Raw genomic sequence first — 15,824 nt, 5'->3', positions numbered from 1 at the left:
CCATCGCGGGGTCGGTCATGGCCGCCTCGATCCGGGTGGAGCGCCGATGGCACTAGAATAACGATTTTCTATTGACATATCGATAAGAGTGGTCTACTTTTGCCTCACCGCTGCGGCGGCCGTCGGCACCTGCCGGCCTGGTCGAACCCCCAGGTACCGCCGCAGAGCCGAAGCCGGAAGGGGGGTGTCCCCGTGCGCACTGGCTCTCTCTCGACGGTCTCACCCAGATCAACACCGCTGCCGCGGAGCGGCGGTTCCCGTTCTGAGCAGCACACGAGAAAGGACCCGGGTCCATGGCCCTGCACGGACTGACCTCGATCACCCTCGGCGTGCCCGACGTCGAAGCAGTGTCGGGCTACTACGAGGCGTTCGGGCTGGAACCGACGCACACCGACGACGAAGGAACGAAGCGCGTCTTCGCCACGGCCGACGGCGGTGACCAGCTGACCCTTGTGCCCGTGCCGCGCCGGCGGCTGCTCAAGATCGCCATCGGCGCCGATGATCCGGACGACATCGGCCGCATCGCCGCCAACCTGTCCGCGCTCGACGTCGAGTTCGACCAGGCGGAGGGGCGGCTGCGGGTGCAGGACCCGAACTCGGCGCTGAACGTGACGATCGCGGTGGCGCCGCGGATCGTCCAGACGGCGGCGAAGCAAGAGCCCTACAACGGCCCCGGCCGGCCCGATCGGGCCAACCGACGCGCTCCCGGCATCGAACGGGAGGGCGCGGTGCGCCCGCGCCGGCTCGGCCACGTGGTCGTCGGCTCGCTCGACCAGGAGGCCTCGCAGCGGTTCTTCACCCAGGGGCTGGGTTTCAAGGTCACCGACCACGCGCCCGGGCTGGCGTCGTTTCTGCGGTGCAGCACCGACCACCACAACCTGCTCGTGCAACAGGCCCCGGTGAACTTCCTGCACCACACCGCGTGGGAGGTCAACGACGTCGACGAGGTGGGCCGCGGCGCCACCGCGATGCTCGAGGGGCATCCCGAACGGCACGTGTGGGGCCTGGGCCGCCACCACATCGGCTCCAACTTCTTCTGGTACCTGAAGGACCCGGCGGGCAACTTCTCCGAGTACTACTCGGACCTCGACTGCATCGTCGAGGACGCGCTGTGGGATCCGGCGGTCGTCGAGGGCGCCCGCGGGATCTACAACTGGGGCCCGCCGATCCCGCCGTCCTTCATCCAGCCAGAGGACCTGGCCGCGCTGATGACCGACGCGCACAGCGCCGGCTGATCGGGGGGATTCGTCATGCGCATCGCCAATGTCAGGGGCCGCCTCGCCATCCTGCGCGAGGACCTTGCCGTCGACGTCGAGACCGCGAGCAGCGGCAGGTTCGAGTCCGACCCCGACGCGATCTACCGGGAGTGGGACAAGTTCCTCTCCTGGGCCGAAGGCGCCGCACCGGACGGCGGCTCGCCGGTCGCGCCGGGCGACTTCGGCGCTCCGCTGCTGTGCCCGGCCCAGGTCTTCGGGATCGGCCTGAACTACCGCGACCACGCGGCCGAGTCCGGCGTCGCCGTACCCGAGCAGCCCGCTGTGTTCACCAAGTTCCCGACCTGCCTCACCGGCCCCACGGCCGCCGTCGCGCTGCCCAGCGCGACCGTCGACTGGGAGGTCGAGCTGGTCGCCGTGATCGGCCGTCGGGCTGAGCACGTGCCGGAGGAGAAGGCTTGGTCGCACGTCGCGGCACTGACCGCCGGGCAGGACATCTCCGAGCGCGCCGTCCAGCTGGCCGGCCCGGTGCCGCAGTTCTCGATGGGCAAGTCCTTCCCCGGATTCGGTCCGATCGGGCCGTGGCTGGTGACGCCCGACGAACTGGCCGACCCGGACGACCTGGAGCTGGGCTGCTCGGTGGACGGGCGGGTGCTGCAGCGGGCGCGCACCAAGGACATGATCTTCTCGGTGCCGGCGCTCGTCGCGCGGCTGTCGGCCGTGCTCCCGTTGCTGCCCGGCGACCTGATCTTCACCGGCACCCCGCCCGGGGTCGGGATGGCCCGTACGCCGAAGGAGTTCCTGCGGCCCGGCACGACGCTGGACAGCTACGTCGAGGGTATCGGCGAGCTGCACAACCCGATTGTCGCGCCCGATGGTCGCTGAACCGATCCCGATCTGGACGCCGGATGCCGAGGGCGTCGCGGACGCTCGGGTCACCGCGTTCGCCGAGGCGTTGCGGGGGCGCGGCTACACCGGTTCGACCTATCTCGACCTGTGGCGCTGGTCGATCGCGCACCTCGACGAGTTCTGGGCGGCGGTGTGGGAGTTCTTCGACGTGCGGGCGGAGACGCCGTATACAGCCGTGCGGCGCGGTTCGGGGATGCCGTACGTGCAGTGGTTCCCCGGCGCGCGGCTGAGCTACCCGGAGCACCTGCTGCGCGGGCGGTCCGACGACGACGTGGCGCTCGTCGACGTCCGGGAAGGCGCCGATGACGGGCCGATCGGCCGGGACATCACCGCGGCCGAGCTACGGGCCCGGGTCGCGGCCTTCGCGCGCGAGCTCACCGGGCTGGGAGTGCGGCCGGGGGACCGGGTCGCCGGGTTCCTGCCGAACATCCCGGAGGCCGTGATCGCCCTGCTCGGCGCGGCGAGCGTCGGGGCCGTGTGGTCGGTATGCGGCCAGGAGTACAGCCCGTCGGCCGCGGCCACCCGGCTCGCCCAGCTCGAACCGGTGGTGCTCGTGACCGCCGATGGGTACCGGTACGGCGGCCGCACGCACGACCGCCGGGCGGCCGCGGCGCGGCTGCGGGCCGCGCTGCCCACCGTGCGCGCGACCGTCATGGCCGAGCGGGTCGGCGCCGGCCCGTTCGACGGCGCCCGGCCATGGCCGCACCCGGTGGCCACCGACCGGTTCGCCCCGGCCGCGCTGCCCAGCGAGCACCCGCTCTGGGTCGTGTGGTCCTCCGGCACCACCGGGCGGCCCAAGGGCATCGTCCACAGCACCGCCGGAATCGTGCTCGAACACCTCAAGACGATGGGTCTGGCGCTGGATATCGGGCCCGGCGACACGTTCTTCTGGCACACCTCGCCGAGTTGGATGGTGTGGAACTACCTGGTCTCCGTGCTGCTGTCCGGTGCCCGCATCGTCACCTACGACGGCAGCCCCACCCATCCCGGCCCGGACGCGTTGTGGCGGATCGCGGCCCAGTACCGGGTCACGCTGCTCGGCACCAGCCCGGGCCACCTGCTGGCGTCGGCGCGCGCGGGGCTCGATCCCGGCAAGGCGCACGATCTCGGCGCGCTGCGCTCGGTCGGCTCGTCCGGCTCGGTGCTGCCGCCCGAGGCCTATCACTGGGTCGCCGAGCACGTCGGGCCGGAGGTGCGGGTCAACTCCACCACCGGCGGCACCGACGTCGTGACTTCCTTCGCCGGCGGCGGCCCGACCGTCCCGGTGTGGCCCGGTGAGCTGTCCGCGCCGGCACTCGGCGTCGCCATCGACGCTTGGGACGCCGACGGCCGGCCGGTCCGCGACCGGGTCGGGGAGCTCGTGGTGACCGAGCCGATGCCGTCGATGCCCAGCAGGTTCTGGGACGACCCCGGCGGCGAGCGGTATCGGCAGGCCTACTTCGCCACCTATCCCGGCGTGTGGCGGCACGGCGACTGGATCACGATCACCGACCGCACCTCGGTCATCGTGCACGGCCGCTCCGACGCCACCCTCAACCGCAACGGCATCCGCATGGGCAGCGCCGACATCTACCGCGCCATCGAGCCGCTCGCCGACATCGTGGACAGCCTCGTCGTCGGCGTCGAGCAGGCCGACGGCGGCTACTGGATGCCGCTGTTCGTCAGCCTCGCCGATGGCCGCGCGCTCGACGACGAGCTGCGCGCGGCGATCGCCGCCGCGATCCGCCGCGACGCGTCCCCCACCCACGTACCCGACGAGGTGATCCACGTGCCGACCATCCCGCGCACCCTCACCGGCAAGCGCCTCGAGATCCCGGTCAAGCGGATCCTGCGCGGCGCGCGGCCCGCCGACGTGGCCGATCCCAGGACCATCGATCCGCCGGACGGCCTGGCGCTGTTCGTCGGCTTCGCCAAGGAGGCCGCGTCGTGATCGCCCCCGCGATCCTGCTGCCGACCACCGGGAGCTGGGCGCAAGTGCGCAAGCACGCCGCGCTGGCCGACCGGTTGGGGTACTCGGCGATCAACTGCTCGCACATCTCCGCGCGTGACTCGTTCACCACCTTGGCCGGGCTGGCCGACGTCGCCCCGCGCGCCGACCTCGGCGTCGCTGTGGCGCCGATCTACCACCGCACACCGGCGTCGATGGCCCAGACGGCGGCCACGGTCGACGACGTCACCGGCGGTCGCTTCCGGCTCGGCCTCGGCGTCGGCCATCGGGTCACGATGGCGAACTGGCACGGGCAGGAGATCGGGTCCCCGCTCACCGAGATGCGCGAGTACGCCGGCCTGGTGCGGGCGCTGCTGGCCGGCGCGCCCGCGACCACGGGCGAGCGCTGGCGGTCCACGTTCGCCTTCGCGGGCTTCACGCCGCGCCTGGACCTGCCCATCTACCTCGCCGGGCTGTCCGTGGGCATGCTGGCGCTGGCCGGCGAGATCGCCGACGGCATCGTGCTGTGGGCCTGCCCGGCCTCCTACGTGCGCGAGGTCGTCGTGCCGACGGTCCGCGCGGCGCGGGTCGCCGCGGGCAAAGACCCGGACAGCTTCGCGATACTCGCCGCGGTGCCGTGTGCCGCGACCGATGATCCCGAGCGCGCGATGGACGGCATGCGCGGCGAGCTCGTCCGGTACTTCGGGCTGCCGTTCTACCGCCGGATGTTCGCCGCCGCCGGGTACGCCGGCGACATCGCCGCCTACGACGCCGCGGACTCGGACGCGGGCCGCCGCCAGGCCATCGGCGCGGACTTCATCGCCGACCTGTGCGCGATCGGCGACTCGCGCGCCGTCGCCGAAGGGGTGGGCCGCTACCGCGCCGCGGGCCCGGTGACACCCATGATCAGCAACGTCGCGGGCACGGACTTCGCCTCGACGCTGCACGCCGCCGTGGCCGCTTCCTGACCGACCCGCCAGGAGGAGACATGTCCCAGGAGATTTCCACCCCTGTCCTCATCGTCGGGGCCGGCCCGGCGGGCCTGGCGTTCTCGCTGGCCCTGCGTCGCTACGGCGTGGAGCACCTGCTGGTCGAGCGGCACCCCGGCACCGCGCACACGCCGCGCGCGCACATCGTCAACCAGCGCACCGTCGAGATCCTGCGCCACCTCGGCGTCGCCGACCGGTTCCACGCCGTCGCCACCCCGCAGCACATGATGAGCAACAACCTGTGGGTGACCACGCTCGCCGGCCGCGAGATCGCCCGCTCGCAGACCTGGGGCACGCCCCCGGACCGCTTCGGCGAGTACCTCGCGTCCAGCCCCGAACCGATGGCCAACTGCCCGCAGACGGTGCTCGAACCGCTGCTGCTCGACGCCGCCCGCGAGGCGGGCGCCGACGTCCGATTCCACACCGAGTTCCTCGAGCTCGCCCAGGACGCGGGCGGCGTGACCAGCACGATCCGCAACCGTGACACCGGTGAGGTGACCACCGTGCGCTCGCGCTACGTCATCGGCGCCGACGGGGCGCGCGGCAAGGTACTCGCCCAGGCCGGGCTGGACGTGGAGGGCCCGGCCGACATCGCGCGTGCCGCCAACGTGTGGTTCCGCGCCGACCTGAGCCGCTACTTCGCGCACCGCCCCGGAGTGCTCACCTGGAACGTCATGCCCGGCCCGCTGCCGCCGCTGCGGCTGGGCACCTTCATCTGCCACAAGCCGTTCACCGAGTTCGTCTTCGCCTTTATGTACGACCCGGAGCGGACACCGCTCGAGGGCATCGGTGAGCAGGAGCTGCGCGACCGCATCGACGCCGCCGTCGGCGTGCACGTCGACGTCGAGATCCTGGGCGTGGCCGGCTGGCAGGTCAACGCGCAGATCGCGCCCCGTTACGCGCAGGGCCGGGTGCTGTGCATGGGCGACGCAGTGCACCGCCACCCGCCCACCAACGGGCTCGGCCTCAACATGTCGATCGCCGACGCCTACAACCTCGGCTGGAAGCTCGCGCTCGTGCTCGACGGCACCGCCGACCCGGCCCTGCTCGACACCTACAGCCAGGAGCGGCAGCCCGTCGGGGCGGCCGGGGTGCAACGCGCGATCACCAGCCTCCAGGAGGGCACCGCGGTCGACGCGGCGCTCGGACTGCGCCCCGATCAGCCCGAGGAGGACGGTTGGAAGGAGCTGCGGATCCTGTTCGAGTCCGGGGTCGCGGGCGACGAGCGCCGCGCCGCCCTCGCCGAGGCGATCCAGCTCAGCAACTACCAGTTCAACGCGCACGGGATCGAGCTCGGCTACCGCTACGCGAGCGCAGCGGTCAGCGACGACGGCATCGACCCACCAGTGCCCGCACCGGATCCGGTGCTGCACCACCGGCCCACCAGCCGTCCCGGCGCCCGCGTCCCGCACGCCCGTCTCGAACGGGACGGCCGGCGGATCTCGACTGTCGATCTGGTCGACGGCCTGCGGTTCGCCCTCCTCACCGGAAGCGGTGGTGAGCCGTGGGTGGCGGCCGCGGCGACGGCTTCGGCCGCCGCCGGTGTGGCGGTGGACGTCCACCTCGTCGGCACCTTCGACGGCATCCTGGATCCCTACGGTGACTGGGCATCCGTCCGCGAGGTCGGCACCAGCGGATGCGTACTGGTGCGGCCGGACCGGCACGTTGCCTGGCGGTGCTTCCAGTACGACGCCGGCGCCGCCGACATGCTCACCACCGCGCTGCGGCGGGCTGTCTCCCCGACCACCTGATCGCGCCGTTACCGAGCCGCGCGAAACGCGGCCACGAGGTGCTGACGCCCGGGCCACCGTCGTCGATGGCCCGGGCAGGCCAGGGTTCAGAAGCCGCGAGCGGCCAGCCAGTCGGAGACCGCGGCGCGCATCTTCGGTGCACTGCGTCCGAGGGTCTGCGCGTGGCCGGTGCCCGGGAGAAAGACGTCAGTGACGTCGCCGCTGCCCACGAAGTGCGCCTTCTGCCGCCGCGTGCCCACCGCGTTGTCCTGGAACAACGCGTCATTCTGCCCGTAGACCAGCAGCACCGGCACGTGCACGGCGGCCAGGAGCGCGACGTCGCTGGCCACGGTCGCGGCCACGGAGCCGATCCGGCCGCACGGGTTCTTCACCCGGTTCGCGGTGGCCGCCTCGGCTACGTCGGGGTCGGTGTCGTACAGGTGCTCGCTGCGGTAGTCCTCGTCGGTCTGGCCGAAGTAGGCGTAGCCGGTCGTCCCCGGGCTGTCCTTCTTCGGCTCGCCGCCGAGCGTGCAGCGGGTGAGCGTCTGAGCGGTGGTGGCCAGCAGACGCGGGCTGAAGCCCTGGTCGGCGTACGCCATCACGATCAGTGCGTCGATGTCGTGGAACGAGTACGCCTCGGCCTGGGCGGTGAGGCCGCTGGCCGAGTGCCCGGCCAGCGCGATCTTCTTGAACGACACCGCGTCGTGGCCATCCGCGTGGTAGCGGCCGGACCGGAGCTGGCCGACCATCTGGTGGATGATCGTCGCCTCGGAGCCGGAGCAGATGTCGTGCCCGTCCTTGACGACGTCACTGGCGCCGTAACCGGGCAGGTCGAAGGCCAACGACGCGTGCCCGGCCTTGGCCTGCTCGGTGACGTAGTCGTAGCCGGGGACGTCGGTGAAGTGGAAGTAGCTCTGCCCGGTGTACGAGAGCCCGTGCGAGTAGATGGTCAGCGCGCCGTGGTCACCGGAGAGCGCCGACCGGGGTGCCACGATCAAGCCCCGCACGGTGTACCGCCGGCCGTCGGACGTGCACGCGACCTTCGACTCGTTGGAGTTCGTGACCTCGAACGACACCGGCACCTTCACGACGTCGTCGGACGCCGCCGCCGTCGGGGCGAACACGATCGAGGACCCCGCCATGCTCACCGCTGTACCGAGCGCCACCGTGACCAACACCGATGCCCATCCGCGTACCGACCAGGTACCCATGCCCACTCCATATGTTCACCTTGTGCGCATCGACGCGCATTTATGGTGATCAACGCAAGGTGGGTTAACCCGGGTGCGATCAATTCCTGCTTACCATTCGGACGAGTGGAGAAGGAACACATGTTATCAGGTGAACAGAATGCCGGTGCGCCCCCTGGTGGGCCGTGCGAGGACTGCCCGGCGCGGATTTGCAGAGTTGGCAAAGGAAACTGACCAGTTCGGAGGTTGGCTGGTCAACATTGCCGGAAATGCGCGATCGCGAACGGCGAGAATGGCCGGTCGCTGCTATTCCCTTCCGGCTCGCTGGTCGCCGGGCAGCGGGATGATCGGAAGCAGCAGGTGGGAGGGGTGCTCGCCGTCCCGGTAGACACGGTGGCACACGGTGGTGCTGCGGCATACGTGGTAGGCCTGGTACTCGACGTGGCTCATGCCACCGGTGCCGGTCGGCATATCGGCGCTGGTGATGTCCAGACAGATGCGGTGGCCGGCCTTGAACTGATTCGCCGTTGCCAGAATCTGGATGCGGTACTCGACGATCTCGCCGGGCACGACCGGTTCGACCGCGTCGCGGGTGAGCCGATGGAATGGTTCCCACGGGGTGTCGCGAGCGGGGTCGATCGCACGGTAGGAGGCTTTCAGCCAGCCTCGGGTCAGCTCTCGTTCGGGCAGATCGGCGGGGATGTCGCGCTCACCCTCGCGGGCGGTTCGGACGGACACGTCCGGACCGACATCGGAGAGAACGACGATCCAGTTGGTGTCGGTGTCGTCGATCGAGGCGTAGAGCGTCAAAGAGATCGGACCGGCGACCAGCACGTCGTTCGGCAGCGGTTCGGAGAGGTAGCGCAGCCGGGCCACCTCCCGGGTCTGGGTGGGCGGCATCTGGACGAACGCATCGGGTGACGGGCTCGCTGCGTTCGTGGCGTCGGGGAGCGCGGGCGGTTCGGTGGTGAGCCGCTGCCAGCTCGACAGGTAGTACCTGGTCCAGACCGTCTCCGGCGCCGGCCAGTCGCTCGCGGTGCGCCAGGTGTTCGCGCCGGTCACCCAGTAGCGGACGGGGGGCTCGTCGAGGATGCCGGTATCGATGCCTTTGAGCCAGTGGTCGTACCAGCGGAGGATCTCGTCGTGGTACTCGTGGAACGGCCGCTCGACATGCGCCGGCCCGGTGAACAACAGCTTGCGATGTTCGTTGCGCACATTCCCGAAGTAATGCTGCGCGCCCAGCCAGTGCAGCTTGTAGGAGTATGCGTACGCGCCCGACCCGGTGTAGTAGGGAATGCGGATCTGATCGAACAACTCCTGTGCCGACTCCAGCACGCCGTCGGGCTCCCATGGCTCGACCAGGTTGTGGAACATCAGGCCGGACCGCTGGCCCCTTTGGGTCAGGATGTTGTAGAGGTTTGCATACATCCGGTAGTCGGGATTGGCCATTGCCGCACGCCAGTGTTCCTCCTGTTCAGGTGGAAGTGTCGTGGGCACGTCGCGCGACTCGTGAACAGTGCTGAACGAGTCGAGAATGTAGGGCATGGTGTGCAGCACGCCACCGGGGTGGAAATCGCGGAACCCGAACATGCCGCCGAATGCGCTGCACGCGTCGTAAGGGAAGATCGCTTTGAGCGCGGGGTGCCCCTGGGCCGCCGCGCGCCACTGCTCGCCGGCGTACGCGGAGATGCCGATCATGCCCACGTTCCCGTCGCACCACGGCTGCCGGGTGATCCACTCGATCATGTCGTAGTGGTCCCACTGCTCCCGCAGATACTCGCCCTCGGACTTCGCGGTGCCCCGGGCCTGGGCGATCACGTGCACATAGCCGTTCGCGACCAGCCGGCGGCTGTCGCCCGCCTCGATCGGCCCGAACCACAGCGAGGAGTACGCCGGCTGGGGTGGCAGCACGTCGGCGAGATCAGGCCCCTGCATGTCCTTGTTGTGCAGTGAGCACGCATACAGCACCGGTAGCGGCCGGCTCGTGTCGGGCCGGTAGACGTCGACGGCAAGGCGTACGCCGTCCCGCATAGCCACCCGGAGGTCGCGCTCACTGAGCATCTTCGTGGCCGGGTTCGGGCTGGTCACGGCTTTACCGGCCGCGGAAGGGGATGTCGGCGGCCATCTCACCCCGGTCCATGGCGCGGGCGATGGCCGGGATGGCGTTGGTCGTGTCCTCGCTGCGGTAGAGATCCATGGTGAGGTCGTACATCAGGTGGTCGGCACCGGGCGTACCCCCGGCGGACCAGGCCTTCAGTAGGGCGCGGATCGCGGCGTAACCCTTGGTCGGACCTCGGGCCAGACGTTCAGCCAGCTCGGTGCCGGTCTTGGCCAGCTCGTCGTCGGGCACGACCCACGAGACCACGTTCAGCTCGGCGGCTTCGGTGGCGGTGAGGCGCTCGCCGAGCATAGCCATGCGCGCCGTCCGCGCCGGCCCGATCATGTCGGCCAACCGCTGTACGGCCCCGGCCAGCGGCACCATGCCCGTGGTGATCTCGACGCATTGGAACCGTGCCGATTCGGCGGCGACGAGGAAATCGGCGGAAAGGGCCAGCTCGAACCCGCCGCCGAGTACCTCGCCCTGTACCGAGCAGACGATGGGGATACGGAGCAGCTCCAGTGCCCGGTAGGAAGCGTTGACCTCGGCGACAAAGGTTCGGAACCAGTCCGCTGACTTTCCCGGCCATTCCCGAACCGCGCCGCCAACGGAGAAGTCTGGCCCTTCGGCGCGGATGTGGAGAACGCGGATGTCGGATTCGCTGGCCTGATGCACGGCGACCCGGAGGGACTCCGCGAACTCGATGTTCAACCAGTTGGGTGGGTCGGCGAGCACAATCGTGCCGATTGCACCTTCGCGCTCGAATCGAATGTTGCGAATGATGTCCACCTCTTCGGTCAAGTGCGAGGCCTGGTCCTGGCTCGGGGGCAGCACGGTGGACCCAGTCTGGCCACCGACCCGTACGGCGCTCTTGGGCGCAATGGGCAAAGTCGGTTGTCGATTTCGCCCGCGACGGCGAGGTGGCTGAGGCTGGGCGCATGGATCCGGCCTGTGCCACGGCGGGCGAAATCGGCGGGTGTTTTTGCCTCTGGCGGCGAGGAACGCGAGGTCGACGGGGTCCCAGACTGGTGCCATGACGTTCCGCACGGCTCGCAATTGAACGAGGAACAGGCGCTGGCGGAGCTCCAGAAGAGCAAGCACGTGGTGCAACCCGCCATTCCGGCGTTGACCTCACACCGAGGAGCGACCCACCCATGCGAACCATCGCGCTCGAAGAACACTTCGTCACGGCCGCATCGGCGCATCACGGCGCGAGCACCGAGAGCCTCGCCGACCCCGGATTCTGGCGCCACGTCTCCTCACATCTACTCGACCACACCGAGCAGCGGCTGTCCGGGATGGACGATGCCGGAATCGACCTCGCGGTCCTTTCGCTCAACGCGCCGGGCATCCAGGCCGAGCCGGACCCGGCTGTCGCGGTCCGCGCGGCGATCGAGGTCAACGACTTCCTCGCTGGTCTGGTGGCCGAGCACCCCACACGGTTCGCAGGCTTCGCCGCACTGCCGCTGCAAGATCCCCACGCCGCCGCCAAGGAGCTGGATCGCGTGGTGACCCAGCTCGGCATGCCGGGCGCGTTGATCAACGCCCACACCCAGGGGCGCTATCTCGACGACGCCTCGCTGCGTGTGGTGTGGGAACGGGCCGAGGGCTTGAACGTGCCCCTGTACCTGCACCCGGCGAACGGATACGACATCCCGCACGTCCTGTCCGGCCACCGCGAGCTGCTCGGACCGTTGTGGAGCTGGGGGATCGAGACGGCCACCCACGCGCTACGCGTGATCTTCGGCGGGGTCTTCGACGACTTCCCGAACGCCCGGCTCATCCTCGGCCACCTCGGTGAGGGACTGCCCTACGCACTCTGGCGCATGGACTCCCGCTGGCGGCACTACGACCAGAGCAAGATCCGTCTGGGGCGGGCCAACCCGTCCGACTACCTCCGGCACAACGTCTACATCACGACCAGTGGCGTGTTCTCCGTACCCCCGCTGCTGTGTGCGCTGCTCGCCCTGGGCGCGGAACGAATTCTCTTCGCCACGGACTACCCGTTCGAAGAGATGGCGGTCGCTACCCAGTTCCTGGATGACGCGCCGATCAGCGAGGCCGACCGGGCCCGCATCGCGCACCGCAACGCGGAGAGCCTGCTCAACATCCCCGCACCCGCCCCGACCCCGGCGTCGGGCCCCGCCTGACGACGTGGCCTGACCGGAAGGACCGCACCGATGAGCCTCGACCCGAGCCCGGCCGCCGACCTCCAGCCCACTCGCGCCGCGGCGCGGACCGGCTTCGCGCTCACCATCCTGGTTGATCTGTTCCTGCTGTTCGACGCCGTGACGAAGCTGCTGGGACTGCCGGCGGTGGTGGCCGGGGCGGTGCGGCTGGGTTTCCCGGTCAGCACCGTCCCGGTGATGGGCACGCTGCTGCTGATCTGTCTGGTGGTCTACAACGTGCCGAGGACTGCGTTGTTCGGTGCGGTGCTGCTCACCGGGTACCTGGGCGGGGCGGTGTGTGCGACCGTGCGCGTTGAAGCGCCGTTGTTCAGCGCCGTGCTGGTGCCGGTGTACGTCGCGGTGTTCGTCTGGCTGGGGCTGTACCTGCGCAGCCCGGCCTTGCGCCAGGTCGTCCGGTCCGGCCGCTAGTGCGCCGGTTGACCCGGTCTCAGTGGCCTTGATCCACACACGCCTCGGCACCACCGAGGGGTTGCTGCCCTGGACCCGTCGAAGGCAACCTCTCGGATCTAGTGAGTCGGAGGCTGCTTCGCCCCCGATCCGAGCGGCCTCCGACTCACGCCCTCGTACCTGAACATAAGTTGAACAGGGCCGCTGTTGCCGTTGAGCGCGGGCTGTCCGCCGAGGTGGGCGGAGAGCACGGTGGAGTCCTTGCTGATCTCGCCGCACCGCACCAGATCGATCAGGCCGGCCATCGACTTCCCTTCGTGCACCGGGTCGGTGATCGTGCCCTCGGTGCGTGCGGCCGACCGCATGGCATCCATGGTCGCCTCGTCCGGGCTGCCGTTGGTGCCTGCGTGGTAGCGCTCGTCAAGCAGGATCTCGTCCTCCGAGAGCTGCCGCTCGACGCCGATCAGCGTCGCGGTGTTGCGGGCTGTCCTGGCGACCTGCTCCTGGGCTTCTTCGGTCTGGCGGAGCCGTCGATGCCGAGCACCCTACGCGTCGGGCCGCCGAGGGCGGCGAATCCGGCGATCATCCCGGCATGGGTGCGCCGGTCACCGAGCACACGACGACCCCCGACGGGGCGGGCTTTATCGGTGCCGGCGCGTTGGAGGTCTGGCGGCAGTTGTCCGAGTCATGCCCTGCGGCAATCGGCGTGACGGCCCGGGGACGTCCCAGAACAGCGAAACAGGCCGCTGACCTGCGGCTCCTGCTGTATCCGGCTTACCGGCCAGCCCGTGCGTGCGGGACCTTCTGGCCTGCTCGAAGAGGTCGAAAGTCGGCTTTGGTCTGCAAGCGTAGCTCTACTGCCCTCTCGTGTGTCCCGGCCCTGTCGGCCGTCTCCTGTCCCAGGGACGGCCCGAGTGTTGACCTCCAAAGATCGAATGATGATCAACTTCTGTTGTTGTGGGTACCTGCGGAATGCTTACGCTGGGTGACGAAGGTCTGCCCTCGTGGGCTTCGCTGCGACATGTGCACGGGTTGGGGCTGCGGTCAGTGCGCGCTGGGTTCTTCGGTGCTTGGGCAGCTGCCCGGCAGGGTGCGGTGGCCACGGTCGCCGGCAGGGTATCCGCCGCGGCGGGCGGGCTGGCAGTGGGCCGTGCACAATCTGCGCGGTGTGCGCCGTGTCTGGCCGGGTGCGGTGCGCACCGGTGCCGGGTTGCGCGATCACCGTCCGGGTGGTTGTGGGTGTCCGGTTCGGGTTGTTGTAGCGCATCTTGGTGTTGCTCGTTGGTGCGGTTGCGGCTTATGGAGGGGATAGGCGCAGCCCGGGCCGTTTAGGGGAGCAAGCGCCGCCGCTTGGGCTGGATGCATCGGCGTAGGCGGCGGTTCTTTCTGTGCGCGGTCGCTGCCGGGCGAGTGGCTCGCAAACGGGGCGCCACCCGATTTCTGTCGATCAAGTCGGGGGCCGGTTGGTCGCCCACGCCTTATCGGTCGAGACCTTCTATGTCGCCGAGACCGCGATGGGTCTCGTCTACGGCATCCATCTCGTGGTCGACCAGGCACTGGTCGACGACGTCGCGGACCATCTGCTCGCTTCGTGAACACCAGGTGGTTCATGGAGCGATCCAATTCGGCTCTTGACTCGTGACTTCGGGCTGTGGGACGGTTTGGAGCGTTCCAGATTTGGAACGCTCCAAAGATGTCGGTTTCCGGCGCTGGAGGCCCTTTCCGCCAACGTAGTCGTCGAAGGGAAGACCATGCCGCCCAAGGAGATGCTCATCGGTGGCCGGTGGGGGCAAGCGATCGCCGGTCGGACCGAGGACGTCGCGTCGCCGTTCGACGGCTCTGTTGTCGGCACCGTTCCCGTCGCGGACGTCGCGGACGCGGTCGCGGCACTCGATCACGCGGAGCGCGGCGCGAAGCTGTGGCGGGACACGCCGGCCCACGAGCGGATGCGGGTCCTGCGGCGCGCCGCGGAGTTGGCCGACGAGCGTGCCCCGGAGATCGCCAGGGTGATCAGCGGCGAGACCGGCAAGACGATCACTGAGGCGACTGGCGAGGCGGCCCGGTCTGGGGAGATCATCCGGCTGGCGGCCTTCGAGGGCACTCAGCTCTACGGCGAGACCCTGCCGCTCGACGCGAACCCGGGCACCGGGCCGGAGAAGATCGGCTTCACCGTGCGCCAGCCCTGCGGGATCGTCGTCGCGATCACACCGTTCAACTACCCGGCGCTGCTGGTGCTGCACAAGCTCGGCCCAGCGCTGGCCGCCGGGAACGCCGTGGTCCTCAAGCCCGCCCGAGCTACGCCGTTGACCGCCCTGATGCTCGCCGAGTGCTTCGTCGAGGCCGGCCTGCCGGATGGTGTGCTCTCGGTGGTGACCGGTCCCGGCGGCCGGCTGGGCGACGCCCTGGTCGCCGACCCACGCGTCCGGAAGGTCTCGTTCACCGGCTCGACCGCCACCGGCGCGCACATCGCCGCAGTGGCGGGAGTCAAGAAGCTGTCGCTGGAGCTCGGCGCCTCCTGCCCGGTCGTCGTGCTGCCCGACGCCGACCTCGAGCTGGCGTCCTCGGCCGTGGCGGCGGGAGGATTCGTCAACGCCGGCCAGGTCTGTATCTCGGTCCAGCGGGTGATCACGCACCCGAGGGTGAACGGAGACTTCCTCGACGCGCTCGTGCCGAAGGTGCGGGCTATCCGCACCGGGGACCCGGGCAGCGCGGAAACCACGATGGGTTCGCTGATCACCACGGGTGAGGCCGAGCGGGTGCAGGCGGCGATCAGCGCCGCGGCCGCCGCCGGCGCCACGGTGCTGACCGGTGGCGACCGGGACGGTGCGGTGGTCGCGCCGACGGTCGTCGCGGACGTCGACCCGGCGTCCCCGTTCAGCCAGGACGAGCTCTTCGGCCCCGCCGTGGCGGTCAGCACGGCCGCCGACTGGGATGCCGCGATCGCTCAAGTGAACGGCAGCTCCTTCGGCCTCGGGGCGGGCGTGTTCACCTCCGACATCGCCGGTGCGGTGCAGGCGATCCGCCAGATCGACGCCGGCAACATCCACATCAACTGGACGCCGCTGTGGCGCGCGGACCTCATGCCCTACGGCGGGCTGAAAGGCAGCGGGATCGGCAAGGAGGGTCCGCGGGCCGCTGTCGCCGAGATGACCGAGGCCAAGACCGTCGTCGTGCACGGCCGTCCCTGGTAG

Annotated in this window: 12 protein-coding genes and 1 pseudogene; 9 read left to right on the top strand and 4 right to left on the bottom strand. The window is 69.9% G+C overall.

The genetic code is table 11. From position 1 onward, the window contains the following. The first annotated feature begins 293 nt into the window (after positions 1-293). Genes ABEB12_RS24425 through ABEB12_RS24405 form a run of 5 tightly spaced genes read left to right on the top strand, consistent with a single transcriptional unit; the run spans position 294 to position 6,790 of the window. Positions 294-1,235 (top strand): VOC family protein, encoded by a 942-nt coding sequence (locus ABEB12_RS24425; RefSeq protein ID WP_185060866.1) that lies wholly within the window; start codon positions 294-296, stop codon positions 1,233-1,235. 15 nt (positions 1,236-1,250) lie between these two features. Further along, positions 1,251-2,099 carry a fumarylacetoacetate hydrolase family protein gene (locus ABEB12_RS24420; RefSeq protein WP_185060867.1) on the top strand — a complete coding sequence of 283 codons (849 nt, stop codon included), beginning with the start codon at positions 1,251-1,253 and terminating at the stop codon, positions 2,097-2,099. After that, positions 2,089-4,053, top strand: a complete 1,965-nt coding sequence (locus tag ABEB12_RS24415) for an acetoacetate--CoA ligase (RefSeq protein ID WP_185060868.1) — start codon at positions 2,089-2,091, stop codon at positions 4,051-4,053. The genes ABEB12_RS24420 and ABEB12_RS24415 overlap by 11 nt, the downstream gene beginning before the upstream one ends. After that, positions 4,050-5,018, top strand: coding sequence for an LLM class flavin-dependent oxidoreductase (locus tag ABEB12_RS24410; protein WP_185060869.1), 969 nt, complete (start codon positions 4,050-4,052; stop codon positions 5,016-5,018). Before ABEB12_RS24415 ends, ABEB12_RS24410 begins: the two co-directional genes overlap by 4 nt. A gap of 20 nt (positions 5,019-5,038) precedes the next feature. After that, positions 5,039-6,790, top strand: coding sequence for an FAD-dependent monooxygenase (locus tag ABEB12_RS24405; protein WP_185060870.1), 1,752 nt, complete (start codon positions 5,039-5,041; stop codon positions 6,788-6,790). Between the two features lie 86 nt (positions 6,791-6,876). Here ABEB12_RS24405 and ABEB12_RS24400 read toward each other — a convergent pair whose 3' ends face one another. The 3 genes from ABEB12_RS24400 to ABEB12_RS24390 form a co-directional block, all read right to left on the bottom strand. Next, on the bottom strand, positions 6,877-7,980 hold the full coding sequence (locus tag ABEB12_RS24400) for an alpha/beta fold hydrolase (protein WP_185060871.1): 1,104 nt from the start codon (positions 7,978-7,980) through the stop codon (positions 6,877-6,879). A gap of 285 nt (positions 7,981-8,265) precedes the next feature. Then, positions 8,266-10,047: a CocE/NonD family hydrolase gene (locus ABEB12_RS24395; RefSeq protein ID WP_185060872.1), complete on the bottom strand. Its 1,782-nt coding sequence runs from the start codon at positions 10,045-10,047 to the stop codon at positions 8,266-8,268. A gap of 4 nt (positions 10,048-10,051) precedes the next feature. Further along, positions 10,052-10,858 carry an enoyl-CoA hydratase-related protein gene (locus ABEB12_RS24390; RefSeq protein ID WP_185060873.1) on the bottom strand — a complete coding sequence of 269 codons (807 nt, stop codon included), beginning with the start codon at positions 10,856-10,858 and terminating at the stop codon, positions 10,052-10,054. Between the two features lie 353 nt (positions 10,859-11,211). On the opposite strand from ABEB12_RS24390, the gene ABEB12_RS24385 reads away from it, so the two are divergent. Both ABEB12_RS24385 and ABEB12_RS24380 read left to right on the top strand, forming a co-directional pair. After that, positions 11,212-12,207: an amidohydrolase family protein gene (locus ABEB12_RS24385; protein WP_185060874.1), complete on the top strand. Its 996-nt coding sequence runs from the start codon at positions 11,212-11,214 to the stop codon at positions 12,205-12,207. A gap of 30 nt (positions 12,208-12,237) precedes the next feature. Continuing rightward, complete coding sequence (locus tag ABEB12_RS24380; protein ID WP_185060875.1) at positions 12,238-12,654, top strand: DoxX family protein; 417 nt, start codon at positions 12,238-12,240, stop codon at positions 12,652-12,654. 188 nt (positions 12,655-12,842) lie between these two features. Here the strand turns inward: ABEB12_RS24380 and ABEB12_RS24375 are convergent. Next, positions 12,843-13,257 (bottom strand): annotated as a pseudogene (locus tag ABEB12_RS24375) (pyridoxal-phosphate dependent enzyme); the annotation flags it as partial. A gap of 839 nt (positions 13,258-14,096) precedes the next feature. Between ABEB12_RS24375 and ABEB12_RS24370 the strand changes: the two are divergent. Together ABEB12_RS24370 and ABEB12_RS24365 are read left to right on the top strand one after the other, a co-directional pair. After that, complete coding sequence (locus ABEB12_RS24370) at positions 14,097-14,228, top strand: hypothetical protein (protein ID WP_345703111.1); 132 nt, start codon at positions 14,097-14,099, stop codon at positions 14,226-14,228. A gap of 156 nt (positions 14,229-14,384) precedes the next feature. After that, the gene (locus ABEB12_RS24365; RefSeq protein ID WP_185060876.1) at positions 14,385-15,824 is read left to right on the top strand and encodes an aldehyde dehydrogenase family protein; all 1,440 of its coding nucleotides are present in this window, start codon (positions 14,385-14,387) and stop codon (positions 15,822-15,824) included.

The sequence above is a fragment of the Actinospineispora eucalypti genome, assembly GCF_039543365.1.
In the GTDB taxonomy this organism is placed as follows: domain Bacteria; phylum Actinomycetota; class Actinomycetes; order Mycobacteriales; family Pseudonocardiaceae; genus Pseudonocardia; species Pseudonocardia eucalypti.
The sequence above is the reverse complement of the archived record's forward strand: the minus strand, read 5'-3'. Positions and strand labels throughout refer to the sequence as shown.